This is a genomic window from Pseudoalteromonas sp. NH0006-46 (assembly GCF_057547735.1).
In genome coordinates, this window is the sequence record NZ_BAAJML010000004.1 from 109,390 (window position 1) to 135,346 (window position 25,957).

Annotated in this window: 27 protein-coding genes; 10 read left to right on the top strand and 17 right to left on the bottom strand. The window is 38.8% G+C overall.

Features of this window, described 5'->3' with window-relative positions:
- Positions 1-47: 47 nt before the first annotated feature.
- Genes AC27I2_RS10220 through AC27I2_RS10230 form a run of 3 tightly spaced genes read left to right on the top strand, consistent with a single transcriptional unit; the run spans position 48 to position 3,814 of the window.
- On the top strand, positions 48-1,376 hold the full coding sequence (locus AC27I2_RS10220) for a GH1 family beta-glucosidase (protein ID WP_487204214.1): 1,329 nt from the start codon (positions 48-50) through the stop codon (positions 1,374-1,376).
- Positions 1,377-1,428: 52 nt separating this feature from the next.
- Positions 1,429-2,766, top strand: coding sequence for a glycoside-pentoside-hexuronide (GPH):cation symporter (locus tag AC27I2_RS10225; RefSeq protein ID WP_487204215.1), 1,338 nt, complete (start codon positions 1,429-1,431; stop codon positions 2,764-2,766).
- A 43-nt stretch (positions 2,767-2,809) separates the two neighbouring features.
- The gene (locus AC27I2_RS10230; protein ID WP_058404378.1) at positions 2,810-3,814 is read left to right on the top strand and encodes a LacI family DNA-binding transcriptional regulator; all 1,005 of its coding nucleotides are present in this window, start codon (positions 2,810-2,812) and stop codon (positions 3,812-3,814) included.
- A gap of 47 nt (positions 3,815-3,861) precedes the next feature.
- On the opposite strand, the gene AC27I2_RS10235 is transcribed toward AC27I2_RS10230, so the two are convergent.
- Together AC27I2_RS10235 and AC27I2_RS10240 are read right to left on the bottom strand one after the other, a co-directional pair.
- Entirely contained in the window at positions 3,862-4,530 is a 669-nt protein-coding gene (locus AC27I2_RS10235; RefSeq protein ID WP_487204216.1) for a DUF2987 domain-containing protein, read from the bottom strand.
- Positions 4,523-5,332, bottom strand: coding sequence for a glucosaminidase domain-containing protein (locus AC27I2_RS10240; RefSeq protein ID WP_487204217.1), 810 nt, complete (start codon positions 5,330-5,332; stop codon positions 4,523-4,525). Before AC27I2_RS10240 ends, AC27I2_RS10235 begins: the two co-directional genes overlap by 8 nt.
- A 169-nt stretch (positions 5,333-5,501) precedes the next feature.
- Between AC27I2_RS10240 and AC27I2_RS10245 the strand changes: the two genes are divergently transcribed.
- Positions 5,502-6,794, top strand: coding sequence for an anti-phage deoxyguanosine triphosphatase (locus AC27I2_RS10245; protein ID WP_487204218.1), 1,293 nt, complete (start codon positions 5,502-5,504; stop codon positions 6,792-6,794).
- Between the two features lie 90 nt (positions 6,795-6,884).
- Here the strand turns inward: AC27I2_RS10245 and AC27I2_RS10250 are convergent, their stop codons facing one another.
- Complete coding sequence (locus tag AC27I2_RS10250) at positions 6,885-9,044, bottom strand: prolyl oligopeptidase family serine peptidase (RefSeq protein WP_138529980.1); 2,160 nt, start codon at positions 9,042-9,044, stop codon at positions 6,885-6,887.
- A 156-nt stretch (positions 9,045-9,200) separates the two neighbouring features.
- Here AC27I2_RS10250 and AC27I2_RS10255 point away from each other — a divergent pair, with 156 nt between their 5' ends.
- Positions 9,201-9,515 (top strand): Mpo1-like protein, encoded by a 315-nt coding sequence (locus AC27I2_RS10255; RefSeq protein WP_138529978.1) that lies wholly within the window; start codon positions 9,201-9,203, stop codon positions 9,513-9,515.
- Positions 9,516-9,599: 84 nt separating this feature from the next.
- On the opposite strand, the gene AC27I2_RS10260 is transcribed toward AC27I2_RS10255, so the two are convergent.
- From AC27I2_RS10260 to AC27I2_RS10270, 3 genes are all read right to left on the bottom strand, one after another.
- On the bottom strand, positions 9,600-10,646 hold the full coding sequence (locus AC27I2_RS10260; protein ID WP_138529976.1) for a branched-chain amino acid aminotransferase: 1,047 nt from the start codon (positions 10,644-10,646) through the stop codon (positions 9,600-9,602).
- 162 nt (positions 10,647-10,808) lie between these two features.
- Complete coding sequence (locus tag AC27I2_RS10265; protein WP_487204219.1) at positions 10,809-11,861, bottom strand: fatty acid desaturase family protein; 1,053 nt, start codon at positions 11,859-11,861, stop codon at positions 10,809-10,811.
- Complete coding sequence (locus tag AC27I2_RS10270) at positions 11,858-12,901, bottom strand: ferredoxin reductase (protein ID WP_138529972.1); 1,044 nt, start codon at positions 12,899-12,901, stop codon at positions 11,858-11,860. The genes AC27I2_RS10265 and AC27I2_RS10270 overlap by 4 nt, the downstream gene beginning before the upstream one ends.
- A 404-nt stretch (positions 12,902-13,305) precedes the next feature.
- Between AC27I2_RS10270 and AC27I2_RS10275 the strand changes: the two genes are divergently transcribed.
- From AC27I2_RS10275 to AC27I2_RS10290, 4 genes are all read left to right on the top strand, one after another.
- On the top strand, positions 13,306-14,469 hold the full coding sequence (locus AC27I2_RS10275) for a PQQ-dependent sugar dehydrogenase (RefSeq protein WP_487204220.1): 1,164 nt from the start codon (positions 13,306-13,308) through the stop codon (positions 14,467-14,469).
- A 143-nt stretch (positions 14,470-14,612) separates the two neighbouring features.
- Positions 14,613-14,792, top strand: coding sequence for a DUF6435 family protein (locus tag AC27I2_RS10280; RefSeq protein WP_010557371.1), 180 nt, complete (start codon positions 14,613-14,615; stop codon positions 14,790-14,792).
- Positions 14,793-15,210: 418 nt separating this feature from the next.
- Positions 15,211-16,056: a hypothetical protein gene (locus AC27I2_RS10285; protein WP_487204221.1), complete on the top strand. Its 846-nt coding sequence runs from the start codon at positions 15,211-15,213 to the stop codon at positions 16,054-16,056.
- Positions 16,057-16,125: 69 nt separating this feature from the next.
- Positions 16,126-16,503 carry a hypothetical protein gene (locus tag AC27I2_RS10290; protein ID WP_487204222.1) on the top strand — a complete coding sequence of 126 codons (378 nt, stop codon included), beginning with the start codon at positions 16,126-16,128 and terminating at the stop codon, positions 16,501-16,503.
- A 372-nt stretch (positions 16,504-16,875) separates the two neighbouring features.
- Here AC27I2_RS10290 and AC27I2_RS10295 read toward each other — a convergent pair whose 3' ends face one another.
- The 7 genes from AC27I2_RS10295 to AC27I2_RS10325 all read right to left on the bottom strand — a co-directional run bounded on the left by AC27I2_RS10295 (position 16,876) and on the right by AC27I2_RS10325 (position 21,738).
- Positions 16,876-17,331, bottom strand: coding sequence for a GNAT family N-acetyltransferase (locus AC27I2_RS10295; RefSeq protein WP_487204223.1), 456 nt, complete (start codon positions 17,329-17,331; stop codon positions 16,876-16,878).
- Positions 17,332-17,353: 22 nt separating this feature from the next.
- On the bottom strand, positions 17,354-17,944 hold the full coding sequence (locus AC27I2_RS10300) for a DUF2238 domain-containing protein (protein ID WP_058404363.1): 591 nt from the start codon (positions 17,942-17,944) through the stop codon (positions 17,354-17,356).
- A gap of 101 nt (positions 17,945-18,045) precedes the next feature.
- On the bottom strand, positions 18,046-18,837 hold the full coding sequence (locus tag AC27I2_RS10305; protein WP_487204224.1) for an SDR family oxidoreductase: 792 nt from the start codon (positions 18,835-18,837) through the stop codon (positions 18,046-18,048).
- A gap of 18 nt (positions 18,838-18,855) precedes the next feature.
- Entirely contained in the window at positions 18,856-19,359 is a 504-nt protein-coding gene (locus AC27I2_RS10310) for an Mpo1 family 2-hydroxy fatty acid dioxygenase (protein WP_138529952.1), read from the bottom strand.
- 88 nt (positions 19,360-19,447) lie between these two features.
- Entirely contained in the window at positions 19,448-19,849 is a 402-nt protein-coding gene (locus tag AC27I2_RS10315) for a hypothetical protein (protein WP_487204225.1), read from the bottom strand.
- 268 nt (positions 19,850-20,117) lie between these two features.
- Entirely contained in the window at positions 20,118-20,795 is a 678-nt protein-coding gene (locus tag AC27I2_RS10320; protein ID WP_487204226.1) for a Crp/Fnr family transcriptional regulator, read from the bottom strand.
- A gap of 1 nt (position 20,796) precedes the next feature.
- The gene (locus tag AC27I2_RS10325) at positions 20,797-21,738 is read right to left on the bottom strand and encodes a LysR family transcriptional regulator (protein ID WP_487204227.1); all 942 of its coding nucleotides are present in this window, start codon (positions 21,736-21,738) and stop codon (positions 20,797-20,799) included.
- 113 nt (positions 21,739-21,851) lie between these two features.
- Here AC27I2_RS10325 and AC27I2_RS10330 point away from each other — a divergent pair, with 113 nt between their 5' ends.
- Positions 21,852-22,799 (top strand): sodium-dependent bicarbonate transport family permease, encoded by a 948-nt coding sequence (locus AC27I2_RS10330; protein WP_487204228.1) that lies wholly within the window; start codon positions 21,852-21,854, stop codon positions 22,797-22,799.
- A gap of 33 nt (positions 22,800-22,832) precedes the next feature.
- Here the strand turns inward: AC27I2_RS10330 and AC27I2_RS10335 are convergent, their stop codons facing one another.
- The 4 genes from AC27I2_RS10335 to AC27I2_RS10350 all read right to left on the bottom strand — a co-directional run bounded on the left by AC27I2_RS10335 (position 22,833) and on the right by AC27I2_RS10350 (position 25,791).
- Entirely contained in the window at positions 22,833-23,360 is a 528-nt protein-coding gene (locus AC27I2_RS10335) for a M23 family metallopeptidase (RefSeq protein WP_487204229.1), read from the bottom strand.
- Positions 23,361-23,506: 146 nt separating this feature from the next.
- Positions 23,507-23,914: a hypothetical protein gene (locus AC27I2_RS10340; protein ID WP_138529939.1), complete on the bottom strand. Its 408-nt coding sequence runs from the start codon at positions 23,912-23,914 to the stop codon at positions 23,507-23,509.
- Between the two features lie 314 nt (positions 23,915-24,228).
- A complete protein-coding gene (locus AC27I2_RS10345) occupies positions 24,229-24,633 on the bottom strand; it encodes a hypothetical protein (RefSeq protein WP_138529936.1) in 405 nt (134 codons plus the stop codon).
- 345 nt (positions 24,634-24,978) lie between these two features.
- The gene (locus tag AC27I2_RS10350) at positions 24,979-25,791 is read right to left on the bottom strand and encodes an alpha/beta fold hydrolase (RefSeq protein ID WP_138529934.1); all 813 of its coding nucleotides are present in this window, start codon (positions 25,789-25,791) and stop codon (positions 24,979-24,981) included.
- Positions 25,792-25,957: the final 166 nt, after the last annotated feature.

Below are 25,957 nucleotides of genomic sequence, written 5' to 3' on the forward strand. Positions count from 1 at the left end.
ATATCGGCGCGAAAAGTGCAATTAAGGTTTTAAAAGGTTTGTAACTAATGACTAAAATATCTTTACCAACTTGTTCACCTCTATTAACAAAAGAGTTTATTTACGGGGTAGCAACAGCGTCTTTCCAAATAGAAGGGGGGTCAACACACCGCCTGCCATGTATCTGGGATACCTTTTGTGATACTCCAGGTAAAATTGCTGATAACTCAAATGGGCATGTTGCATGTGATCATTACAATAATTGGAAACAAGACATTGATTTAATCCAATCATTAGGAGTCGATGCTTACAGACTTTCTATTTCTTGGCCTCGTGTTATTACAAAAAGTGGTGAGCTTAACCCTGAAGGCGTAAAGTTTTACACCGACATCTTAGATGAACTGAAAAAGCGCAATATCAAAGCGTTTGTCACGTTATACCACTGGGATTTACCTCAGCACCTTGAAGACGAAGGGGGTTGGTTAAATCGAGAAACAGCTTATGCGTTTGCTCACTATGTTGATTTAATTACCCTTGCATTCGGTGACCGAGTCCATTCATACGCTACCTTAAACGAGCCCTTTTGCAGTGCTTTTTTAGGTTACGAAATTGGCATTCATGCGCCAGGTAAAGTGGGTAAACAATACGGGCGCAAAGCCGCTCACCATTTGTTACTAGCACATGGGCTTGCCATGACCGTACTAAAGCAAAACTCACCGACGACTTTAAACGGTATCGTGCTTAATTTTACTCCCTGTTATAGCATCTCTGAAGACGCTGATGACATTGCTGCAACAGCGTTTGCAGATGACTATTTAAACCAGTGGTACATGAAACCCATCATGGATGGTACATACCCAGAAATTATTGAACAATTACCTTGTGAACATCTGCCAGATATTCACGATGGTGACATGGCAATTATTTCGCAATCAATTGATTATTTAGGTATTAACTTTTATACCCGTCAATTTTATAAAGCGCACCCTACTGAAATATATGAGCCAATAGAGCCTACTGGCCCGCTAACCGATATGGGCTGGGAAGTTTACCCTGAGTCGTTCACAGAGTTATTAGTCACACTTAATAATACCTATGCCCTGCCACCTATATTTATTACTGAAAATGGCGCAGCGATGCCCGACAGTTATAATAATGGTGAAATCAATGATGTAGATCGATTAGACTACTACAACAGTCACTTAAACGCTGTTCACGATGCAACAGAACAAGGTGTAAGGATTGACGGCTATTTTGCCTGGAGTCTAATGGATAATTTTGAATGGGCGGAAGGCTACTTAAAAAGATTTGGCATTGTTTACGTAGATTACAGCACACAGCAACGTACTATAAAAAATAGTGGCCTAGCCTACAAAGCATTAATCTCAAATAGATAATAAAACGTATTTATTAACGCAATTAAAAAACATAAAGCGAGATAAAGCAACCATGGTTAGTGTAAAAGAAAAAATAGCCTACGGATTAGGCGACACCGCTAGCAACATTATTTTCCAAACGGTTATGATGTTCCTAATGCTTTACTACACTGACGTGGTGGGCTTATCCCCCGCTGTTGTAGGCACTATGTTTTTAGCTGTTCGCATTTTTGACGCTGTAACCGATCCCTTAATGGGCAACCTAGCTGACAAAACACATACTCGCTGGGGGCATTTTCGCCCTTACCTATTATGGCTTGCGTTACCTTTTGCCATTATTAGTATCTTAGCGTTTACTACACCAGACTTAGAAGGCACTGACAAAATAATATACGCCTTCAGTACCTACACACTTTTGATGGTCGCTTACACGGCTATCAACATCCCGTATTGTGCACTAGGCGGGGTGTTAACCGCAGACGCAAAAGAGCGTGTCACTATTCAATCCTACCGTTTTGTATTTGGTATGCTCGGTGGGGTAATTGTTGCTGGGTGCACCATGCCAATGGTTGAATACTTTGGCCAGGGCGATAGCGCTAAAGGTTATCAGTTAACCATGACCGCCATGAGTGTTTTAGGCCTTGTGCTATTTTTACTTTGCTTTTTAGGTACCAAAGAACGTATTCAGCAACCCAAGGAACAAAACATTCCTTTTGCTAAAAGCATTCAAGCGCTCATAAAAAACGATCAATGGCGTACCTTGTGCATTGCTGCATTTTTCTTACTAACAGGTCAAGTGCTTAGGCTAACTTTGGCGGTTTATTACGTAAAATATTACCTAGGCAGAGAAGATTTAATTACCCTATTCATGACCCTAGGTGTGGTTGCCAGTATGGTCGGTTGCGCTGTTGCACAGCCATTAGCGGCGCGTTTTTGCAAAATAAAGGCCTACATAAGTTTACAACTTATCGCTGCAACTATTTGTGGATTTAGCTACTTTATTAGTAGCGATCAACTCGTTTTGGCGTTTGCTGCTTTTATTTTATGGAAATTCTTTTTAGACATGGCAACCCCGCTCCTTTGGGCAAAAATGGCTGACACCATTGATTATGGCCACAAGGTAACGGGTTTACGAATTACAGGCCTCGTCTACTCGGGTGTTATATTTTTTATTAAGATGGGTGTAGCTGTTGGTGGGGCTATTGCTGGTTGGTTACTATCGTTTTACAGTTATCAGGCTGATGTCACACAAACAATAAGTACTCAGCAAGGAATTTTACTGTCGTTTACTGTGCTACCAGCCCTTGGCTCACTCTTTGTAGCTTATACAATGAGAAAATACACGTTAACCAATCAGGTAGTCGAAAATATTCAATCAAAGCTAACTACAGTGAACAACACTAAGGTATGATTTAGCTGAATAAGTTAAGGGTGAAAGCGAGTCAATAAGTAACATGGCAACAATTTATCAAGTATCAGAGCTTGCAGGTGTATCGTTAGCTACCGTTTCTCGGGTAATGAACAAAAATACAAAAGTAAGCGATAAAACAACTAAAAAAGTACTCGATGCAATGCAAACATTGGGTTACAAACCTAATTCAATAGCCCAGTCCTTAGCATCAAATTGCACTAACAGTGTGGGTATTTTAGTATCTGAATTACACGGTCCTTTCTTCGCTCAAATGATGGCGGGGATTGAGTCTGAGCTAAGAGCTGCCGGTAAACACGTTATTATCACAACCGGCCACAGTGAAGAAGACAAAGAAAAAGAAGGCATCGACTTTTTAATTAGCAGACGCTGCGACGCCATAATTTTGCATGTTGAAGCAGTGACTGATGACTACTTAATATCGCTCAGTAAAGGCACAACGCCGGTTTATTTAATGAGCCGCTACGTGCAAGAACTCAAAAACAACTGCATTAGCCTAGATAACAAGCTAGGCGGATATTTAGCAACTAAATCAGTACTAGAACAAGGCCATACTGAAATTGCCTATATTGCAGGCCCTCAGTTTAAAGCCGATGCTGCAAATCGTTTGGCAGGTCATAAACAAGCCCTTGAAGAAGCCAATATCACTTTTGACCCATCGCTCTTTTTTGAAGGTGACTTTAACGAAACCGGTGGAAGCTCAGCGCTTGAGCATCTGATGAATAAAAACCTAAGTTTTACCGCCTTAGTATGTGCCAACGACGAAATGGCGTCGGGTGCGATGAAGTATGCCCGTGAACACGGCTACCATTTGCCTAACGATTTATCAATTGTTGGTTTTGATAATGTAATATTTGCAAACTACCTCTACCCTACACTAACAACAATTGATAACCCGGTTGCTAAAATGGGTGAAATGGCCGCAAAGCTTGTTCTAAAAGATGTATACCAAACCAAAAATATCGAAATAAACCGTTTTTTTGAGCCTACGCTAATGCAGCGCGACTCCTCTGCACCTCTTAAAATTTAAAAAAGCGGCTAATGCCGCTTTTTAATAGTTCATTGCAACGTTTACTGTTACTTTGCAATCCATGGGGTTACTTTTAGTACATTACTAATATCACCGAATGACTGCTCATCCTCTTCCCAATTATCGTCAACATCAAAGTAACAAATCGATCCCTCACACGTCACGTTTTCATCATTAATGTTTATTGGATTTTTAAAGGTAACAGCCACGCCCTTTTGTTCAGGTAATAAAAACCACATTAATTTACTAACAAAAAAACCAGACAAATCAGTTAGCAATTCATCCAACTCATCATTAATGGTATATAACGCATGTTTTGAAAAGGCTAAATCGTTAAACTCGTTAGCTTCTATTTGTAGCTTTAACTGACAATCATGTTCAGGGTTTTGTGGCTCTATAACAATAACGGCTTTATCTGAATCAAGTTGTTTATCAAAAGGTAGCAACAGCTGCGCACTGTCCGTAAAGTTAAGTGGGTACTCGTTATTTTCTGTTAAAATGGTTCCGTTTTTTATTGCACATGCCTCGTTAGTTGCAATATCGCTTATATAAAAGTTAACGCGAGCATATTGAAAATCCCCTTTATTAACTACTTTTAAACGGTCATAAAAACCATCGTACGACATTACAAACTCTCTGGCATTGGCGCTAAATGCACTAAAGCCCAACAAAAAAAGTAAACTCGCGTAAAAGCAACCGGTTATGTATTTATTCATCAAAGTAAGCTCTGTTTTGTCTGATCATCGTATTTAATTCTTCTATATATGCCTCACCTCGCTCAGAGTAAGACATTAAACCATGGGTTAACTTGGTTGCTAATACTGGTTTTTTTTCACGGCGCAGGTTTTCACGTATGCCTCGTAACTCTTTGTAAGCGCCGTGGGTATTTATATTTCTGAAATAAGAGCTTACCGCAGCACGCACAGATTGAAATGCAGCGACTTCGTGTGCTGCGCCAGTATTACGACGCTTTGGCACCATGCCGCAACCTTTTGAGTAACACCACTGACCAAAAAAATTCAGACCAATTCGCGCAAACCGAGAGGTCCCCCAAGCTGACTCATTTGCAGCTTGCATTAATGCCATTTCTTTAGGAATAATATCAACACGGCGCAAAGCCTGAGTTAGCACAAGTGTGTTAACCGTTTCAGGTAAGCCATATTGTTTAAGGATTTTTACAATATCTTTGTTTTGTTTCTGTTCAAGCGATAGGTTGTTTTCAAGCATCATACGGGCTATTTCTAGCTTGGCACGTTGTTGTAATATCTTTTTATTTTCAGCCTCAACATGAGGGCGAATAAAATCAAAAAATGCGCGTTTTTTCTCTTTTACATCGGTAAATTCAGAAAATTTAGGCAACGTGACATTGTGTAACGGCTTTTCTTTTTTCTTCACTTTTTTAGCTTGTTCACTGGTGGTTTGATCTACGCTATCGGTTTCATCACTTTGTACAAACGGGTACGCAAGCGCCCATATAAAAAGGATGGCTAACAAAAACTGAAAGATAATCTTAAGCATGTATTGTCTCATTCAAACAACTATTTATGTATGGTAACTACACACACATACGAACCTTCATTATACCTAAGCCACTATATAAACGCGAATTACAAAAATATGTTCATTCGCAATTTATAAGTGCATGGGTATACTAAGCACTAAACAGGTTAAATAGTGGTTTAGCAGTATGGACAAAGTTTGGCAAAGTAGAATAATAGAGCAATATAAACACAGACCTAACGACAACCGTTCACCTTGGCAGGTTGACCGCTCAAGAATCATTCATGCCGCTGCGTTTAGGCGCTTACAAGCTAAAACACAAATTATGGGGATTGGCCTAAACGATTTTTATCGTACCCGCCTTACCCATTCGTTAGAGGTGTCACAAATTGGCACAGGTATTTTAAGGCATTTAAAAGCACAGCACAGTGATTTTAGCCATTTCCCATCAACCGGTTTACTCGAAACACTTTGCCTAGCTCACGATATTGGCCACCCACCCTTTGGCCATGGGGGTGAAATTGCCCTCAATTATATGATGCGAAACCATGGTGGCTTTGAGGGAAATGCACAAACCTTACGCATCGTTGCCAAGCTAGAGCCTTACAGTAATGGGTATGGTATGAACCTTACACGCCGCACATTACTGGGGTTTATTAAATACCCTGCGTTTATAAACGAGTTGTGGCACACCATACCTGATACTCATAACACACGTGCGTTTATTAAAGCCGATGATTGGCGCCCAGCAAAAGGGTTATACCAAGACGACGCACACATATTTAACTGGATTGTTGAACCATTAAGCCAAAACGACAAAACACTATTAAACACCCACGCAACAATAGATAAACACCGTGCCAAAACGCTATATAAATCACTCGACTGCGCCATAATGGAACATGCCGACGATATAGCTTACGCCGTGCACGATTTAGAAGACGCCATTGCAACTCATGTTTTAACATTAGATGACTGGCAAACACATGCATTACCTCACTTGCAAGCGCTTAATTTTGACTGGCTAAATAGCTTACTTGAAACGTTAACATCTCGACTTTTTTCAAAAAATGATTTTGAACGAAAAGACGCCATAGGTGAGCTGGTGAACACCTTCATCATTCATATTCACTTAGACATACAACACGAGGCATTTGAATGCCCTATTTTAAAATACACAGCCAAGCTCCACCCAGAGTATGAAAACGTGCTACAAATACTCAAGCACTTTGTATTTCAACGCTTAATTCGCGACCCTGAAATGCAACAAATTGAGTTTAAAGGGCAAAACTTACTCATTGAATTGTTTACCGCGTTTGCAAGCGATCCGCTTCGTTTATTACCCGAAACCACGCAAGCACAGTATATTGCAGCGCAAAAGCACAACCAAGGTATGCGCATTATTTGTGACTACTTAAGTGGCATGAGTGATGAATACGCATATAAAACCTATCAGCGATTATTTTTGCCAGTGCAGTAGTCAAGCATGAGGGCTTTTGAGGTGCCCAACATAAACAAATAAGCCGAGTAAATTTACTCGGCTTATTTATTTTTTAAACGTATACGCGTTTTATAACTCTTTAACGCCCATGTTATATAACGTAAAACCAAACATATCTGCGTATAAATCTATAACCTTACTGGTTGGTGTACCTGCACCATGGCCTGCATTAGTTTCAATGCGGATCAGCGTAGGGTTGTCACCGGCCTGCTTTGCTTGTAATTCAGCGGCAAATTTAAATGAGTGTGATGGCACCACACGATCATCATGATCACCGGTTGTTACCATAGTGGCTGGATATTCAACGCCTGCTTTAACATTGTGAAGTGGCGAGTAAGCTTTAATATATTCAAACATTTCTTTACTTTGCTCACTAGTACCGTAATCGTATGCCCAACCAGCGCCCGCTGTAAATGTATGGTAACGAAGCATATCAAGTACGCCTACGGCCGGTAATGCAACTTGAAATAAGTCAGGGCGCTGCGTCATAACCGCACCGACTAATAAACCACCGTTTGAACCACCGCGCAGTGCTAAACGTTTTTTAGACGTGTACTTTTTATCTTGTAAGTACTCTGCTGCTGCAATAAAGTCATCAAACACATTTTGCTTTTGCATTTTTGTACCGGCATTGTGCCAATCTTTTCCATATTCACCACCACCGCGAATATTTGCAACGGCATACACTCCACCTTGCTCCAGCCAAAGCGCGTTAACGGGGCTAAAACTTGGCGTTAAACTTACATTAAAACCACCGTAACCGTATAAAATAGTCGGGTTTGAACCGTCTAATTTTATACCCGTTTTGTAAGTGATGATCATCGGCACTTTAGTACCATCTTTTGATGTGTAAAAAACTTGCTCAGAGGTGTAATCGTTACTATTGAAATCGATTGCCGATTCACGATAGACCTTTGACTCGCCAGTGCTTACATCAAACGAAAAAGTAGTCCCTGGGGTTTTATAGTTAGTAAACGAGTAATAAAGCGTTGTTTGATCTTTTTTACCGCGAAAACCACGTGCAGTCCCTACGCCTGGTAAACTAATTTCACGGATTAAATCACCTTGCTTGTTGTATTGCTTAACCTGCGAAATTGCATCCACCATGTAATTAGCAAAAAAGGTATTCCCCCCTTTGCTTAGGTTAAGTACGTTATCGGTCTCTGGAATAAAATCGACCCAATTTTCAGGCGCCGGGTCATTTGCGTTTACCGTAACCACTTTTTTATTGGGTGCGTTTAAATTTGTAACTAAGTAGAGCGTATCGCCGTCGTTATCAATCACAGATGTATCTGAATCTGCGTTACCTACAACAGTAATAAAATCACTGTTTTCTTTACTTAAGTCTTTTATAAACAGCTTGTTTCCAGACGTTGAAACACTGGCCGAAATTAGCAAGTACTTGCCATCATATGTCACATCGGCGCCAACGTAACGATGCTTTTGCGCCTCGCTGTCGCCAAATACAACGCGATCGTCATTCTGCGATGTACCTAAAGCATGGTAATACACTTTATGTTGATCTGTTTTAGCCGACAGCTCACTGCCTTTTGGCTTGTCGTAGCTAGAGTAGTAAAATCCTTCATTACCTAGCCAATCAATACCACTAAATTTCACATCAACTAAAGCTTGCTCTACTTGCTCTTTAGTCGTTGTATTAATAACGATAATTTTACGCCAATCACTACCACCTTCAGATACTTGATACGCTAATAAACTGCCATCTTCAGAAAACGACAAACCCGACATAGACGTTGTGCCATCGTCACTAAACTTATTAGGATCTAAAAATACCTCAGGGGCATCATCACCTTTGCTACGGTATAAAACAAACTGATTTTGCAAGCCGTCGTTTTTGTAAAAGTAGGTGTAGCCGCCCTCTTCAAATGGCGCACCTATCTTTTCGTAATTCATCAGTTTTTCAAGGCGTTCCTTGAGCTTATTTCTGTAAGGAATTTGTTCTAAGTATGAAAAAGTAGCTGTATTTTGAGCGTTGACCCAATCAGCTGTTTCTTCACTCATATCATCTTCTAACCAACGGTAAGGATCGGCAATATTTTCTCCAAAATAGGTATCAACTACATCCCCTGTTTTGGTCTCGGGATACACCACTGAGTTAGCTTTATTCATAGATAATTTTACTTCTTTTTGATCCGACGTATTGGTGGGCTCTGAACAGCCACTCAGTGCTAACAATACAGCACAGGCAAGGGTACGTTTAAGTAACATAATGTGTGTTCTTTTTATTTATTAAGTAGTAGTAATAACTTATGAGTTTTTTAAGCTTATGTCTATTAAGATGCGTTAAGTGCCATTTATCGCTGTAAACAAGTGTAAACTTACGCTTTAATGGTAAAAACATACAATAAAAATAAAGCGTGATTTATGGAAAAAAATGAGCCTAGTTTCAACAGTTTTAAAGCTTTTTACCCTTATTATTTAAAGGAGCATCGCAACGTAACCTGCCGGCGTTTGCATTTTGTAGGCAGCCTATTGGTACTTATGGTCATTATTAGCGCATTATTAAGCCAAACATATGCGTTATTGTGGCTATTACCCGTAATTGGCTATGGCTTTGCATGGGTGGGGCATTTCTTTTTTGAAAAAAACCGCCCAGCCACGTTTAAGCACCCTTTTTATAGCTTATGGGGAGACTGGGTTATGTTTAAAGATATACTCACTGGAAAAATAAAATTTTAATAAAGTTACTCGCACCAAAAAGCCACCTTAATTAGGTGGCTTTTTGGTTACTTTATATCAATTCGCTTAATAGAGTATTAAACGCTAAACCACTTTAGTTAACCAACCATGTGTATCTTCTGCTTTACCCCATTGAATGTCGTTCAATGCTTGGCGCAGACGCGCGGTTGTTGGCCCAGGCTCCCCTGTGCCCACTTTGTATTCTTTATCGTTATGAATAAAAGTACCCACAGCCGTTAATACCGCGGCAGTACCAGAAAGCGCAGCCTCTGTACCTGGCTTTGCAGCACGCTCTAAAAGCTCAGTGACTGTAAAATTACGTTCGCTAACCGTCATGCCTAAATCTTTAGCAATCGTTAAAATGCTATTACGCGTTACGCCGTGTAAAAAGGTGGAGTCGAGCGCTTTGGTTATAATTTCGTTGCCATCAATCAAAATAAAGTTGGCAGCACCGGTTTCTTGTACGTCCCCACCTGGGCAAAATAATATTTGGTCTGCTTGATACTGCTTGCGAGCTGCGCTAATTGGACCAAGCGCACTGGCGTAGTTACCGCCACTTTTAACCATGCCCATATGAGGTGCACAGCGCATACCATCTTCTTCAAGTAAAACACGTAGTGCCGTTGCACCACCGGCAAAATAATCACCAACGGGCGAAAGTAAAGTGTATAACAATGAGCTCATTGAAGGTGCTGCTGCCTTACCAATTGCCGCTTCTGTGCCTATGTGTGTTGGACGGATATACATAGAGCCAGGCGGTAATGGAGTTTCATCAGCATATTGGCGAACAATATCAATAATCATCGTTTTAAGCATATCGCCATCAAAACTTGGTAAGCTTAAAAGTGCAGAACTTTGCTGCATACGGGCTATGTTTGCATCCATTCTAAAAATATAAACAGACCCATCGTCATGACGAAATGCTTTTAAGCCCTCAAAACAGGTGCTTGAATAATGAAGAACGTGTGCACCAGCATGAAACTCAAGCTTATCGCATGGAACAACTGAGGTTTCGCTCCATTGATTATCTGAAAAACGAGCTTGAATCATCTGCGGCATAAACACAGTACCAAATGCGGCCATTTTAATCTCTCTTGTGTGGTCTATTTTTCTCCATTGTATGACAATCATGCATCATTTAACCATAGCTAAAGTAACGGATTTTTAATTAACAATAAGAAAAAACAACACTCACTGTATGTTAATTAATCATAACAACAAAAAACCGGCATGTGCGCTAACACATGCCGGTTTATGTTTTAAATTTTTAAAGCGCTTTACGCAGCCCTATCGCTATTTAAACGAGTATCTAATAATTCGCTTTAACACCGAGCCATATTGTTTAAAAAATCCGCCAGTATGGTAATCAATGCCGTGTTTTTGCATAACCGCTTGTACCTGAGGTGCCACTTCTTGATAACGTGACGACGGCATATCTGGAAATAAATGGTGCTCAATCTGGCAACTCAAATGCCCTGTTAAAATATGAAACCAATTCGCCCCTTTAATATTAGACGAGCCCAATACTTGACGATAATACCACTGGCCTTGTGTTTCATTTATACAGTCTTGCTCTTTAAACGTTTCGGTGTCTTCAGTAAAGTGGCCGCAAAATATAATTGTCGAAGTCCATAAATTACGCAGTAAATTTGCTAATAAATTACCCGCTATCACCCACAAAAATAAAGGCCCTGCTAATAACGGAAATATCACATAATCTTTAATTAACTGCCTAGCGCCTTTGCTAAAAAAGCGCTGTTTTAATGTGGTATGCGACACTTGCCCTTCACGGTTTTCTTTCTTTTTACCCATAAAAACACGCTCTGCTGCTAGCTCATGGTACGACACGCCCCACTGAAACATCACACTTAAATTTATATAAGTAAAAAACTGCCACACATTTTTAAAACGCCATTTGAAATCATCACTTAAGCGCAGCAGTCCATAACCAAAATCACGGTCTTTGCCAATAATGTTAGTGTATGTATGGTGCTCAAAATTATGAACCCGATGCCAGCTTTGGCCATCGCAGGCTATATCCCATTCATATTGCTGAGAGTTAAGCTGTTTGTCGTTCATCCAGTCGTATTGGCCATGCATAACATTATGGCCAATTTCCATGTTATCGAGAATTTTAGCCAAGGCCAGTAACAAAACACCTGCAACCCATAGTAAAGGCTGAATAAATCCAAGCATTAATAATATTCGCCCGCTCCACTCACATAGCCTTTGCTTTCGAACGACAGAGCGAATGTAGTCAGCATCTTTTTGCCCTACTTTGGCAAGCGTATTCATTTTTATGGTATCTAAATCGCTTGCAAGCTGGTCAAAGTTTATATTTTTCATAATTGTAACTCCAAGTTACTCACAGGTTGGCTTATACAAAGCTGAATTAATTGCTCGCCGTTGTCTGACATTTCACCTGTTTTTAAATTACGTACAATTCCCGATTTTTTAATACATTGGCACTGATGGCAAATACCAATTCCGCAGCCACGTTTTACCGGTAATTTTTTAGCTTCAAACTGGCTAAGAAGTACATCATTGCCTTCAACAATGTGAGCTTGGCTGTTCACTTTTACAGTAAACTGATCTTCATTGTTTACTTGGGGTAACGTTAAGCCAAACGCTTCTTGGTAGTAATTAAGGTCATGTTTTTTAGCAAACTCTTGTACTGTTTGCATAAACCCTAGTGGCCCACAGCAATATATATCGGGATTGTCCCACTGTTTAATATTGCTGGTAATGTCGCTCGACTGCTCACGTGTTAACAATAAAAATGAAAAATGACTAAATTGTGTGGCCAATTCTCGCAACTCATCAACACATTGGTGCTCGCCTGATTTTGCGTAATACACCAAATTTACTGCTTTGGTTGTTTGCGCTAAGTAATCGTCAAGCATTGCTAGCATCGGCGTTATACCAGACCCACCAGCTATAAATGTGGCGGGAGTATGTGTATTTTTAAATACAAACTCACCCGATGCAGCCGATATATTGCACCATGTACCCGCTTTAGCTTTGTTGTTTAATAGCCCGGTAAATCGTCCTTGTTCGCTTGTTTTAATTAACAAACGTATAAATCCCGTTTCGTTGAAATATTTAACACCTGAAGCAACTGTAAAAACGCGCGTTAATAATCGTCCATTCATTTCAATGGTTAAGCTGATGTGTTGCCCTGCGGTATGCGCAGGCCATTGTCTACTTGGTTTGAGCTGCAAACTCAAAAATTCACCATTCAATGATTCTGAACTAATCAGTTGTGCTCTAAATTGCCCTGCACGCCAAGCAGGTTTGAACACTTGCATTATTGGCTCTATATAGCCTGCAAACGTTTGATGGTGTAAAAACCACGTTGAAAATTGATTTAATGCCTGCGTCAACATTCTAATAAAATCTCTATATTGGTCTATTGCTCAATGGTTTGTGCAAACTGGGGTGTTAGCACAAATCAGAACCTTAATTATTTGAGCGTACAAGTGTAAGCTCAAACTTCAGCGCACAAGTGTACGCTGAAAATTTGAGTTTTCAACCCTATTAGCGTATTTATTCCACAATTTAGTTAAAAAAATCGAATGAAAAACAAACTAAACAAAATTAATAAACGTATTTGTAAACTTACTTTAAAAGTAAAAATAGACTTTACTAATTGAGCTTACTCATTTTAAAAGTTCGCGGCTAACATAGGTAACTAGCTAAAAGTAATAGCATTTTTCACTTATCGCAACGCTTAGCAAATTTTTACTGCTCGTGCTAACGTAACTATAATTTGATTAATTTTGGAAATATCATGGTCAACATAAAATCAAAAAAATATACATATTCTGTTAAAAGCGCCGCGCTAACGGCTGCTTTATTTTCGCTTTCTGCTATGCCAGTCAGTGCAGTAGATTTTAAAGCGCTGTCGAGTTTGCCACTAAATGTAAAAACAATAAGCGTTGCTGAGGGTGTGACTATTCCTTGGGCAATAGAGGCATTACCAAACGGTGATTTATTAATTACCGAGCGAAGTGGAAAACTATTTTTATTACGTAAAAACACCTCAACGCTTACCCAAGTAAAAGGATTGCCCGATATAGATGCTAACGGCCAAGGCGGTTTACTTGATTTAGCACTGCATACCGATGATAAAAACAACCAATGGCTTTACCTTACTTACTCAAGCGCTGAAGGCAAAGGCAGTGGTAGTAACACTGCATTAATGCGCGCAAAATTAAGTGATGACCATACTAAGCTATTAGAGCCACATGTTTTATACAAAGGTGAGCATAATAGTACAAAAGGCCAACACTACGGCAGCCGTATTGTGTTTGATAAACAAGGCTATGTTTATTTTTCAATAGGAGATCGTGGTTCTCGCGACATCAACCCGCAAGATCTTACTCGCGATGGAGGTAAAATTTATCGCCTTCATCAAGATGGCCGTATTCCAACTGATAACCCCTTTGTTAAACAAGCCGATGCTAAACATGCCGTATGGTCTTACGGACATCGAAACCCGCAAGGCATGTGGTTTGATACAAAAAATAATGTACTTTGGGCTCACGAACATGGCCCCCGAGGCGGTGACGAACTTAATTTAATAAAACCAGGATTAAACTACGGATGGCCGGTAGTTAGCTATGGCTTAAATTACAGCGGCACGTCATTTACAGACCTGCAAACAAAAGAAGGCATGCAATCGCCAACATCACAATGGACACCATCTATTGCGCCATCAGACATGCTATTTGTCACCAGCGACAAGTACCCTAAATTAAAAGGTAAAGTCCTTTTATCGTCGATGAAGTTTTCGTTTTTAAGCGCACTTACACTTGAAAACGATACGCTAAAAAGCCAAGAAAAAATATTAGAAGGCATTGGCCGCGTAAGAAGTTTAGCCCAAGGTGCTGATGGTTACATTTATTTAGGCCTAGATGGCCAAGGTATTAAACGCCTAGAGCCTGAGCTATAAAACCGTTTAGTAACCGCAGCATAGCAAATAATTCGTTTACCTTGTTTTAATTTAATAAGGTAAACGCCTTACTGCTAAAAGAACTTTTTATCGCTTTGTAGCGTATGGTAATGCAATCACTTTTATAAAATTAAGCGAGTCCCATGTTTTCGATATTCAAATCAGACCCAACAAAAAAATTACGTAAAGAGTACGACGCCAAATTAGAGCAAGGCATGCAAGCTCAGCGTAAAGGCGACATTAAAAGCTACGCCATGTTAAGCGAAGAAGCCGAAAAAATCTGGAGTGAAATAGAAGCGCTTGAGGCTAAAAAAGCCAAGTGAATTCGTATTAAACGTGTTTGCCCGTTTCACAAGCAGGTAGACGCGTTTAGCAATTATTCATCACCTCCTTTTTACAGATTCCACCCGCAAAAAATCTACCTTTATAATTGCCTTACACTAATAATTGTATTTAAAGCGGTTACTTTTATTATTGCTGCCGCCTTTTTTGTGGCAGTAAAATAATTTTAAAAGGCCTTTAGTTTTCATTTTAAATTTTTAATGACTGCATTTACTAAAGCGATGGCGTTTTTCCTCCTAAGTCAGAAAGTGAAGATACTTTCCTCTTTTGCACCTGTTGTTAAAAGTGCTATGGTCAACTATATCCGACTTAAAGTTTAATACTCGCAATGTGTTACAGGATTTGTTATTAATATTAAATATAAATAACAGGACATACATTACTCATAAAAAGAGGAAGGTGTCCTTTGATAAAGTTGTTAGCATTATTAAGGATACTTCTCAAACGATGGATTATGTTAATCAAATTATAAATAACCCTGATTATGCCGGTTGGTTTGCAGTTACAGGTCTAGGATTAGCTCTATTAGGTATTATTTCTACGGTACTGGCCTTTTATAAAGGGAAAAGAGCTAAAGAGCCGTTCTGTGTAATTACAAATAGAAAAGTTGTTAATTCACAATTAACTGATATTTCTGGTTTAGGCGTGACTTTCAACGGGCAAAAAGTAAGTAATCTGTCCATTACAACACTTTGCTTTTGGAATGCAGGTCAAGAAACAATTAATGGTACTGATATTCCTCCGAATACTCCTTTTAGAGTGTCGGCTAAAAAGGATGTTGTTATATATAGCCAAACTAAAAAGTTCGTCAAAAGGGATTCTAACTCTTTCCAGTCAAATTTAAATAATAATGAAATTAGTCTCAGTTTTGATTTTTTTGACGCTAATGATGGTTTTATTATTGATATCGTTCACTCTGGTAAATCTGAAAAAGATTTAAATTTTGATGCTGTGTTTAAGGGAGCTAAAGAACTTAACAGTAGGGCAACTTTTAGCTTTCATAATGCCCCAAAAGACATACGTGAAATGTTATCAGGTGAGTTTAAGTTACCATTATCGATACTTCTTTTAGTATTTCCTCCACTTATAGTTGTTGATGATCTATTTAATTTAACTCCAATAAGCGAAAATTTTCATTATTATGCTAATTATGTTGTAGGTTCTTTGTTCGTATTATCTTGTTGGGTATTTTCTTATCACCTTTTTAAAGCAAGGGTTCCTAAAGGCTTCAGTATTTCTGAGTAAATTGGCAAAAATAATATTAACAAGTCGGTTAAAAGGTTCATTGTTATCATCAAATTACTTAAAAACTTAATGCCTGAAATACTAGGAACTATTTTCGCTATTTTCATTCTAGCTTTTGCTTATTTACTATTCTTTATTGTATTTGAAATTTCACGCACACAGATTTTTGCTAATGGGATAAAAAAAATGATGTCTGGTGATTTAAATCCAATATCTATCGGTGCTGTTGTTGCAATTAGCATCTTTATAATTAGAGAGATTCTTGAGACTTATAGAAAAATAAACTCAAGAAATAGAAAAGTAAAAGCCTTAAAAGCAATTGTTTCAGAAGAAATAGAAATCAATTATTGGACGTGGCAAAAAATAGAAAGTCTTATTAAACAGGTTAAAGATTTGCCACCAAAGACTTGTTATCAAATAACAACATCTACTTCAGGCGTTGAGTGATTTGAGTTTTTTCGTCCTGATGGCGGAGGCGGTGGACAAGCTTTTCCTGCTGTTACTGAAGAAATATTTAATAAACTTATAATTGACATTGCCGAACTAGATAAGGCTTTTTACATCAAAGCTATCTTGTATAGTAAATCAATCGCTGAGTTGAAACACCTAAGAAATGGCTCTTATGATTTTATACATGAAACTCAAGAAGGTGAGCATTATGCGGATGGATTTGTTAAGTATGCTTTGGATGAGCTACCTGCTATTTATGTATCAATGAGTGATTTTTATGAAATCTGTACAGGCAATAAACTCGAGAAACATCGGATGCGATAAAAAGCCTAACAAGTATTCAAAAACGGATATTGCTCTTCCCCCCGCTTAATTAGCCTCACTATTATTTTCATCATACACATTTACAGGATTAATTTGCATTAGCAGTGCGGGGTTATCAATTGGTTTAAACCCATATTGCGCATACAAGCCATGCGCATCCGATGTGGCTAATAAAAAGCGCCTGAGGCCTTGTAGCTCAGGGTGTTCTACTATTGTTTTAATGAGTAACTTGCTCAGGCCACACCCTTGCAGGTGCGGGGTAATAAATACATCAGCCAAGTAGGCAAAAGTAGCGTTGTCGGTAACTACCCGTGCAAAACCAACTTGCTCGTTATGAGCGCTATACACGCCAAAGCACATTGAGTTATCAATCGCTTTTTGCATCACACTTTTAGGTATGCCTTTTGCCCAGTAACTATTAGCAATAAAGTTATAAATAACGTTAAAGTTAAGCTTAGACTTGTCTGTACTAATTGAGTAGTTGTGAGGTTGTTGAGTCATTTTTAACTATCCAGTGAAGTATTTAATAGTTTTTTACATACTTTAACTGTGTATCGTGTAGTTTTGAAAGCAACAGTAACGAGCAAATAGCACCAAATAACGCTAATGCCATATCAGACTGTGTATCCCACACATACCCTTGCGTCCCTAAAAAAGCCTCAGCGTTTTCACCGGTCAGTACTGCCACCCACCATTCTATTAATTCGTAAAACGCACTAAACGCCAAACTGACAGATATAACAAATAAAGTTAACCAACCTCGGCCATTCACAACCTGCTTTCGTAGCAGTATTTCGCGCGCTAGCAAAGCGGGTACAAACCCCTGAAAAAAGTGCCCTACTTTGTCATAGTTATTTCGCTCGCTACCAAATAAATTATCAAATAAAGGTACCTCTGCGTAGGTATAATGACCACCCACCATCAGCACAATACAATGCACTAAAATAAAAAAGTACAATAAAGAGGTTAATTTAAAGTATTTGTACGTGCTTGCTATAAGTGCTAATCCAATCACTGCGGGAATAACTTCAAGTAACCAAGTGAATTGATCTTTAGGGTTAATGCCAGACCAAATTAATACACCAAAGAAAAGGCTTAGCCATGCAAATTTCACGAGTATACTTACCTTATTCATTTAATTTTAATACAGTTTACCTTTTCAATATTAACAAAACCACCACCTGATATTGGCTTAATTAATAGTAAACAGTACTTTTATCTGTAGTTAGTTTTAGCTGTTAACCGATTAAATAAAGTAGGGAAAAACCGTTTTATTGTTGGTGCCCAACCACTTAACCCTTGCCCTACAATAACTTCGTCTTTTTTGTTGGCAATTGCTTTTATCATTTTTGCAGCAGCACAGGATACTGCCATGCCGTTTTCAATTGATTCTTCGGGTTTATTTTGTGCGACGCCCTGCTCGTTTAACGAGTTATGCGCAATTGCTGTTTTTATCGAACCTGGGCAAATCGTTAAGCAATGAATATTGTGTTCAGCCACTTCCGCCCGCAGGCAATCCATAAATCCTACAACCGCATATTTAGAGCCTGAATAACCCGTTCTAAACTTTGAGCCAACTTTTCCTGCCACACTACTAATAGCCACTATTGAACCGCTTTTTCTGGCAACCATTGAGGGTAATATTGCTTTTGTCAGTGCTATTAAACCAAAATAATTAACCTCCATCAGCTGGCGGTATACATTAAAGTCATTTTCTAAAAATAAACTCCGCTGAGATACCCCGCCATTATTTATTAAAATATCTATGGCGGGTATGTCATCAATTTGTGAATTCACTGAGCTAAGCACTTGCTCTGGGTTTGCTAAATCAAGCGGTATAATTAAATGTCCATCACCTTCAAGCGTTGCTTTTAACTCAGTGAGCTTTTCAACATTGCGGGCAGATAAAATAATGCGTGCGCCTAACTTTGCAAATTGAACGGCAAGCTCTTTACCAATACCTGACGATGCGCCGGTGATCCACACTGTTTTATTATTAAAATCCATTTGCACCTCTTTACTTTATTACGCTTTTGTTGGTCCAGCTATCGTATTCACTTCGTTTTCAAGCTGTTTGTAGAATCCCATTAAAAATAATAATTCAACGGTTACGTACAATGGGCCAATAATTAAACCTATTAAATCATCAACAAACGCAGGCTTTTTACCTTCATAATAATGCCCAATAAACTGCAGCACCCAGCCAAAAACAAATACCCCCACGCCAATGCTTAACCAAGGCCAAAAAGCCATTGCCGCGATTGGCTGCGCCGCTAAAAGTAGTAAAGTAAACAAAACGCCCATTATTAAGCCAAGCGACACACTTAACATTAAGTAATACACCACGCTTGCAAAAACAAAAAGCTGTGCACCATCAATAAGTAAGCTGCCAAGGGGTAACTGAATACGTGCTAATAAGCACAGCACCGCAAATACAATAAGCGGAATACCAAAAAAGTGAGTTAAAACATTGCGTTTAGAGCGGTGGTATAAACCATATTTGCCCAGTTGTTGTTGAAGTGTTTGCATTGTGTATTCCTCTATAAAGTTTTAACTAAAAACTGAACATAACAAATAAAAGTGTAGCAACAATGTCACCTACCCGACACTTACAAAACTAAACCAACGCTGAAATAATACGTCTCTTTTCCCACTCTGGTTGACTATCCATTCTTTCGCGCCCTTTTTGATACTCCTGTTCAAGCATTTTTTGTAGTTCATCCATTTTTTTATTAATTGAATCACTGTCAGCGCCTTGCTTTTGTAACTGCTCAGATAACGCTTCTATTAATGCTTTTATCTCGGTTATTTTGTCTTTATCGATACCTAAACGCTGGTATACCAATGCCTCTTGGGCATTTTGTAAAAAGTTATTAGCAACCTTTGGCCCATTTAACGATTTCTCTTCTTTGGTGGTCTGTTGAATAGGGACATCAATTGCCGCACGGTTACTTTTTAATGCCGTATTAGTGTCACTCACATAGCGACTATATTGATTTATAGAGGGAATTATCATCATTAGCTTAAATCCATTGCCGCAAAGTATTACTTGTAGCAATTTTAGTTCCAACAAAGAGCACAAATAAACTAGTCTAAAGCTAGGGTTTATTGATCTTTTATGGTTGAATTTTCAGCGACCTATTTGGTATTTGGGTAAGGTAAAGCTAGGCAACCAACACTCTAGTTAAACTATTTAGGGTGTGTTTTCATCTGGCTAGTAATTTTCAATTCAACGCAGTTAGCGCTAAAAAAACGGTTTGTTATAGGCTTATTGTTCACCGCTCAAGTTAACTAGCAAGCGCTTGTAGTTTACGTATATCCAACACAGTAATGCACTGATACCCCAAACTTATGGCACTTTGTTTTACCAGTTTTTGTAGTATTTGATTAATAGTTTGCCGTGTTAGGTAGGTCATATCAGCTAACTGTTGCTGAGATAATGCCAAAGGCGCTGAAAAATTGGTTTGCTCACCCAGCATTAATAATCTGTTACATACCTTTTGCTCTGCACTGTGCAATGCATGATCTTCCATTGAAGAAAACATAAGGCGTAATTTTTGTGCCAATAGTAAACCAAACTCTTGCCAATACTCAGGGTGTTTACCTAATAACTGCTCCAGTGAGCGTTGTGGAACGAAATATAGCTCTGCATTAGTTTGCGCATAAACGTCATGGGTTCTTAAGCCTTTATCAAATAATGTTACTTCACCAAACCATAGTGACGCATCAATGAAACTCAATACGGCCTCTTTTCCATTACTATTTACGCCACTTATTCGCATAATGCCGCTTAAAACAACGTATATTCCGTCGTGTGGGTCACCACGTAAAAATAATGACTCATGCGCATTAAGGCTTATGCATTTGCCATTAGCTAACAAAAACTGTTTTAAGTGCTCACACCGGCTAGCAAACCATGGTCCCTTTTCAATAATGTCGATTTGTTTTTGTGTTATTGCGCTCATTTTAAATCCGTAATTTATCTAACTCGTTTCTCACCCATTGTGAGCCAAGATATTGCTCTAAATGCTGCTGTGCAAATTTTAAAAAGTTTCGCGCCGCATGCGATATATGCCTGTCGGTTCGCATAACAAAATACCAATGGCTTGCCAAATGAGTGTCGGTAACTGTTAATACCTTAAAGTTTGCATCGTCTTTTGCAAGCACGTGGCGAGATAAAACAGCGATTCCCATGCCCGACGATACCGCAACTCTAATTGCTTCATTACTGGCCATTTGTACCGAATCGCTGAGTACTAAACCACGACTTTGTAGCTCGCTTTCAAATAACATGCGTGTTGCCGAGCCATTTTCGCGTAATAAAAATCGGTATTGCATTAAATCCCCAAGCTTTACTGACTTTACACTGGCAAGAGGATGATTAACCGGCACAATAAACTCAAGCGGATTATGTAAAAAACGTGCAGCTTGCGCATGTTCAAGCGATGGAGGATGGCTGAAAACATAAATATCGTCTTCACCTCGCTCAAATCGATCAAGCACTTCTGCACGGTTGCCTATCTCAAGAGGAAGCTCTACATGCGGGTGCAAATTACTATAAGGCCCCAACAATTTGGGCAAAATGTACTGCGCGGTATTGACCATGGCTATTTTACACCTGCCGCGCTCTCCGCCATTGAGCTCTGTTAAAAAGTCTTGGTAGTCTTCAAAATGCCCAAATACTTGCTGGCAAGTTTTAAAAAGCGCTAACCCAGCCTCTGTTACATGCAGTTTTTGTTGCTGCATATGTATTAATGGCTCGCCTATGGTCTCTTGCAAGCGTTTTATTTGCAGCGAAACAGTGGGCTGGGTTAAGTGCAAGCGCCTCGCGGTTTCACTAATTGAACCTGTTTTTACTACGCTCATAAATACTTCGAGCAACCTAAATGAAATATGTCGTAAATCCATAACGCCCACCTATAGATAATTACCTATACCTAACTAGTATTTATTTTATTATTTACTATACAAAGTTTTAAATACAATAGCGCTACTTAATTTCATATTTAAAAGGAAATGTTGTGCCTGATATAGTTGTTATGTTTTTTATTTTAGGATTAGTAGCAGGAATATTACGCTCTGATTTAACCATTCCTAAAGCAACGTACGAAACGCTAAGCTTATTACTCATGCTAACTATTGGTTTAAAAGGCGGCATGGTACTTCATGGTAATTTAAGTTGGCAGCTACTACCAGAAATGGGCACAGTTATGCTTTTAGGCGCACTTATTCCGCTACTGTTATATCCCATTTTAAAATACGTTATTAAATTATCGGTGGCCAACAGCGCCAGTATTGCAGGGCATTATGGCTCGGTAAGTGCCGGTACTTTTGCGGTTGCGTTAGCGTATGCCGAATCTGCAAATTTAGCCGTAGGCGCTGAAGTAACACTCTATTTAGTTATGCTGGAACTTCCCGCTATCATTGTTGGCTTATTACTTTACCGCAAGCTTGATAAAGACCCAGGCCAAACAAGTTCACTCTCATTAAAAGCGCTCTGGCACGAAACCCTTACCAACAAAAGTGTTATTTTATTAGTGGGTGGTGTAATTATTGGCATGATGTACGGCACATCACAAGGCAGCCAGGTTACCAGCTTATTAACAAGCAGTTTTAAAGTAGTGCTCGCTTTATTTTTACTAGAAATGGGATTAGTAGCTGCACAAACACTTCGCCCTTTCCCATGGCAACATTGGAAATTAGCCACTTTTGCTATTATTACCCCATTATTTTTGGGCACACTAGGTGTGGGCGTAGGTACTTTATTAGGATTAGAACTTGGTTCAGTGGTTATACTCGGTAGCTTGGTAGCCAGTGCCTCTTACATTGCAGCCCCTGCTGCAATAAAAGCCGCTATTCCCAAAGCCGATATAGGCCTTGCCATGCTTAGCTCGCTGGGTGTTACTTTTCCGTTCAATGTAATAGTAGGTATTGGCCTTTACCACCAGCTTGCCGTCGCTATTCAATAGCTAACATTTAGCGCGGTGAGTTGCCACTGACCTTTAACGGTTAACCAGTTTTGTGTGTGGGTTAATATAAAACATTCTTTTCCAACCTTGGCTTTCATTTGTTGCAAGCCAAGGCAGTGGAAATAAAGACACAATTGAATAATGAACATGAGGTGGCTTACCGACTGTATTTCCTGTGCTACCCAGTAAGCCAATATTTTCATTTAGCTTTACAACGTCACCTTCACTTACAGTGTAGCTATTTAAATGTGCTAAATAATGAATACGCCATTTAGCCCCAAGTATAGCAACTACCTTACCGCCTCTTTTAAGCTCGCCACTAAACACAACAAGCCCGTTAACGGGTGCAACAACATGCGTATTTTTCTTACCAAAAATATCAATACCTTTATGAACCCCCGACTTACCCCATGGCTCATACCAAAAAGTAGCATGATTCCAATCGTTGGGTGTTGCTCCTAATACGGGATTAGCTATTTTTTCAGGCAAAGCAAACACGGCGAGTACTAGGGTTAATATAATAATGACTAAGGTGAGCAGTAATATTTTTATGGGTTTCAAAATAGGGCTTATTTTTGAGTTAAACAATTAAATGTATTATTAACCCGCAATTATGAATAGATGATGAGCATTTTAAAAAGCAAAGAACACAAAAAAGCCGATGCAAGATTACTCTAACATCGGCTTTTTCACTATGGTAATACTTATTATAAAGAAAGCTCTTCTTTAGCACGTGTTAAATTGTGCGACACCATTGTGCTATTAGACATTGATTTAGCTTCGTATAAATCAGCAAGACCAGCTGTTTCGTTGTTCGCTTTTAAACGCGCTATACCGCGGTTGCTTAACGCAAATGAAGTCAACTGGCGTACTTTAAATCGAGGTGCATCAGCATCTTTTAACAATGCAATTGCTTTAGTACAAATTGCTTCAGCCTGTGCGTAATTTTTAGATTTAACATTAAGTGCGCAGTTGTTAAACGATTGCTCAAGCGGCTGCGGCGCAGTTTGCGCTTCAATAACCATTAATTTGTAATCACTTGAATCAGCCATTACAGCTGCAGAGCAAGTTAATAATGAGCCAAGAGCGATGGTTTTTAAAAGTGTACGTTTCATGGTTTGCCTTTCCTAATTAAGTGAGTCGTGCTTGTTGCCGACAACTGAACTTTAGAGTAAAAGCTCAAACCTCACAAACGATAAAAACAAACTCAATAAGTGAATAAAATTAACCTATAGACTTTAGTCTAATAACCTTAAAAATATCTGGATTATTTAGTAAATTACATTTTATAAACTATGACTAAAAATAACGCTGTGGTTATAAAAATAGGATTAAAACAATAAAAACTATAATGATACCAATACAAAAAAGCCCCAGCAGGTTAAACCTAGCTGGGGCTTTTTTTTAACTTGGCGCTAACTAAAGCAGCTTATAAAGAAAGCTCTTCTTTAGCGCGATTTAAGTTGTGCGATACCATAGTGCTGTTAGACATTTGGTTAGCTTCGTACAAATCGGCTAAAGCAGCTGTTTCGTTATTTGATTTTAAACGCGCTACACCACGGTTACTTAATGCGAATGATGTAAGCTGGCGTACTTTAAAACGTGGTGCGTCTGCATCCTTTAAAAGCGCAATTGCTTTAGTACAAACTTCTTCAGCTTGTGCATAATTTTTAGACTTAACATTAAGTGCACAGCTATTAAATGATTGCTCAAGTGGCTGCGGCGCAGTTGCAGTTTCAATAACCATTAATTTGTAATCACTTTGATCAGCCATTGCAGCAGCTGAACAAGTAAGTAAAGAGCTAAGAGCGATAGTTTTGATAAAAGTTTTCATGGTCGTAGTCCTGTTATGCCAATTGTTTAAATTAGTGAGCTTTTTTAGCGTCAAGAAAATAGCTTAATAACAAGGCAAAAATTATGAAATATAGTCGTTCTATATAAATAATTTTTAACGCAGTTAGTGAGTTATTTAATTCGCTAAAATGATCATGTTTTAATAAAATTGGTATTAGTTAAGTCGTGCTTGTTGCCGACAACTGAACTTTAGAGAATTACCATCAAACCGACAAACGATAAAAACAAAACCAATAAGTGAAGATAATTAACTTATAGACTTTAGTCGAATGCCGACCATTAATTTCGAAGATTGACATCTATCAAAACAACCAAAAATTTAAACTTATTGAGTGCGTTCAAGCAACTTCACTATTTGGGCTACAACCATTTCTGGCTCATCTTTTTGCGGGTAGTGATAGCTTTTATTTGTTATGACTATTTCACCTTGGGGAAATGCATTAACCCATTTTGAATGTAAGTCACCCCACATTTCACGCGCTTTGTCGGTAAAAAATAATACAGATGGCTTTTTATACTTTTTAACGGAGGCGATAACAGTCACGGGTATATCAGCAATTTGCGGATAATCAGGTAGCGGGCGTTTTGCCCAGAAATCTAAATACTGATTCGACATGCCATTTTTCATGTCATCAAGCTTTATTGCTGCAATTTCTTTTTCAGCGCGTGGTAAATCAATCGCGCGCATAATATCTACATCATGCTCTGATGCAGGCTCAATTAACATCAGCGCTTTAATCTGATTAGGGTATGTTGCAGCAAATACACGCGCAATATAAGCACCATAAGAGTGCGCAACATACACAACAGGCTCATCTACTTTAAGTGCTTTAAGTAATAACACAGCCTCAGCTGCATATTCTTCAGAGCTGTAGTTTTTCTTTATTTGCGCAGAGCCACCATTACCAATACGAGAATACCGTATAACTTTCGCGTGCTTGGTAAGTGACTCAAAAACAGGATCCCAATCACTTAAACCAGCAGAGCCGCCCGCTTCAAGTAAAATAGTATGTTTACCTTCACCTGCTAATTCGTACTCTACATCAAAGCCATTTATTTGAACCTTAGCTCTACTGGCCATTACAACGTGCGGGATAAAAAGCGAATAAAAAATGATTGCGGTAAAGAGTATTCTCATCTTATTTTTTACGTAAGTTTATTTTAAAAATTACCTTAAGCGATATTAAATATGACTTCCAGCGATAATAGTTAAATTTACTAAAGTTTAAATTAAGGTACCTATAAACTCTCTCGCCCATATGCCATAATCTAAATAATTCATTATTTTAGTAACTTGGCGCATA

Excerpts from the sequence above, each read along its gene's own strand:
- AC27I2_RS10255 (WP_138529978.1), top strand. The coding sequence starts at position 9,201 with ATGGAAAAAAATGAGCCTAGTTTCAACAGTTTTAAAGCTTTTTACCCT.
- AC27I2_RS10260 (WP_138529976.1), bottom strand. The coding sequence starts at position 10,646 with ATGATTGTCATACAATGGAGAAAAATAGACCACACAAGAGAGATTAAA.
- AC27I2_RS10280 (WP_010557371.1), top strand. The coding sequence starts at position 14,613 with ATGTTTTCGATATTCAAATCAGACCCAACAAAAAAATTACGTAAAGAG.
- AC27I2_RS10275 (WP_487204220.1), top strand. The coding sequence starts at position 13,306 with ATGGTCAACATAAAATCAAAAAAATATACATATTCTGTTAAAAGCGCC.
- AC27I2_RS10220 (WP_487204214.1), top strand. The coding sequence starts at position 48 with ATGACTAAAATATCTTTACCAACTTGTTCACCTCTATTAACAAAAGAG.
- AC27I2_RS10340 (WP_138529939.1), bottom strand. The coding sequence starts at position 23,914 with ATGAAACGTACACTTTTAAAAACCATCGCTCTTGGCTCATTATTAACT.
- AC27I2_RS10240 (WP_487204217.1), bottom strand. The coding sequence starts at position 5,332 with ATGCTTAAGATTATCTTTCAGTTTTTGTTAGCCATCCTTTTTATATGG.
- AC27I2_RS10295 (WP_487204223.1), bottom strand. The coding sequence starts at position 17,331 with ATGACTCAACAACCTCACAACTACTCAATTAGTACAGACAAGTCTAAG.
- AC27I2_RS10245 (WP_487204218.1), top strand. The coding sequence starts at position 5,502 with ATGGACAAAGTTTGGCAAAGTAGAATAATAGAGCAATATAAACACAGA.
- AC27I2_RS10290 (WP_487204222.1), top strand. The coding sequence starts at position 16,126 with ATGCCTGAAATACTAGGAACTATTTTCGCTATTTTCATTCTAGCTTTT.
- AC27I2_RS10350 (WP_138529934.1), bottom strand. The coding sequence starts at position 25,791 with ATGAGAATACTCTTTACCGCAATCATTTTTTATTCGCTTTTTATCCCG.
- AC27I2_RS10250 (WP_138529980.1), bottom strand. The coding sequence starts at position 9,044 with ATGTTACTTAAACGTACCCTTGCCTGTGCTGTATTGTTAGCACTGAGT.
- AC27I2_RS10320 (WP_487204226.1), bottom strand. The coding sequence starts at position 20,795 with ATGAGCGCAATAACACAAAAACAAATCGACATTATTGAAAAGGGACCA.
- AC27I2_RS10325 (WP_487204227.1), bottom strand. The coding sequence starts at position 21,738 with ATGGATTTACGACATATTTCATTTAGGTTGCTCGAAGTATTTATGAGC.
- AC27I2_RS10235 (WP_487204216.1), bottom strand. The coding sequence starts at position 4,530 with ATGAATAAATACATAACCGGTTGCTTTTACGCGAGTTTACTTTTTTTG.
- AC27I2_RS10265 (WP_487204219.1), bottom strand. The coding sequence starts at position 11,861 with ATGAAAAATATAAACTTTGACCAGCTTGCAAGCGATTTAGATACCATA.
- AC27I2_RS10315 (WP_487204225.1), bottom strand. The coding sequence starts at position 19,849 with ATGATGATAATTCCCTCTATAAATCAATATAGTCGCTATGTGAGTGAC.
- AC27I2_RS10270 (WP_138529972.1), bottom strand. The coding sequence starts at position 12,901 with ATGTTGACGCAGGCATTAAATCAATTTTCAACGTGGTTTTTACACCAT.
- AC27I2_RS10305 (WP_487204224.1), bottom strand. The coding sequence starts at position 18,837 with ATGGATTTTAATAATAAAACAGTGTGGATCACCGGCGCATCGTCAGGT.
- AC27I2_RS10225 (WP_487204215.1), top strand. The coding sequence starts at position 1,429 with ATGGTTAGTGTAAAAGAAAAAATAGCCTACGGATTAGGCGACACCGCT.
- AC27I2_RS10345 (WP_138529936.1), bottom strand. The coding sequence starts at position 24,633 with ATGAAAACTTTTATCAAAACTATCGCTCTTAGCTCTTTACTTACTTGT.
- AC27I2_RS10310 (WP_138529952.1), bottom strand. The coding sequence starts at position 19,359 with ATGCAAACACTTCAACAACAACTGGGCAAATATGGTTTATACCACCGC.
- AC27I2_RS10230 (WP_058404378.1), top strand. The coding sequence starts at position 2,810 with ATGGCAACAATTTATCAAGTATCAGAGCTTGCAGGTGTATCGTTAGCT.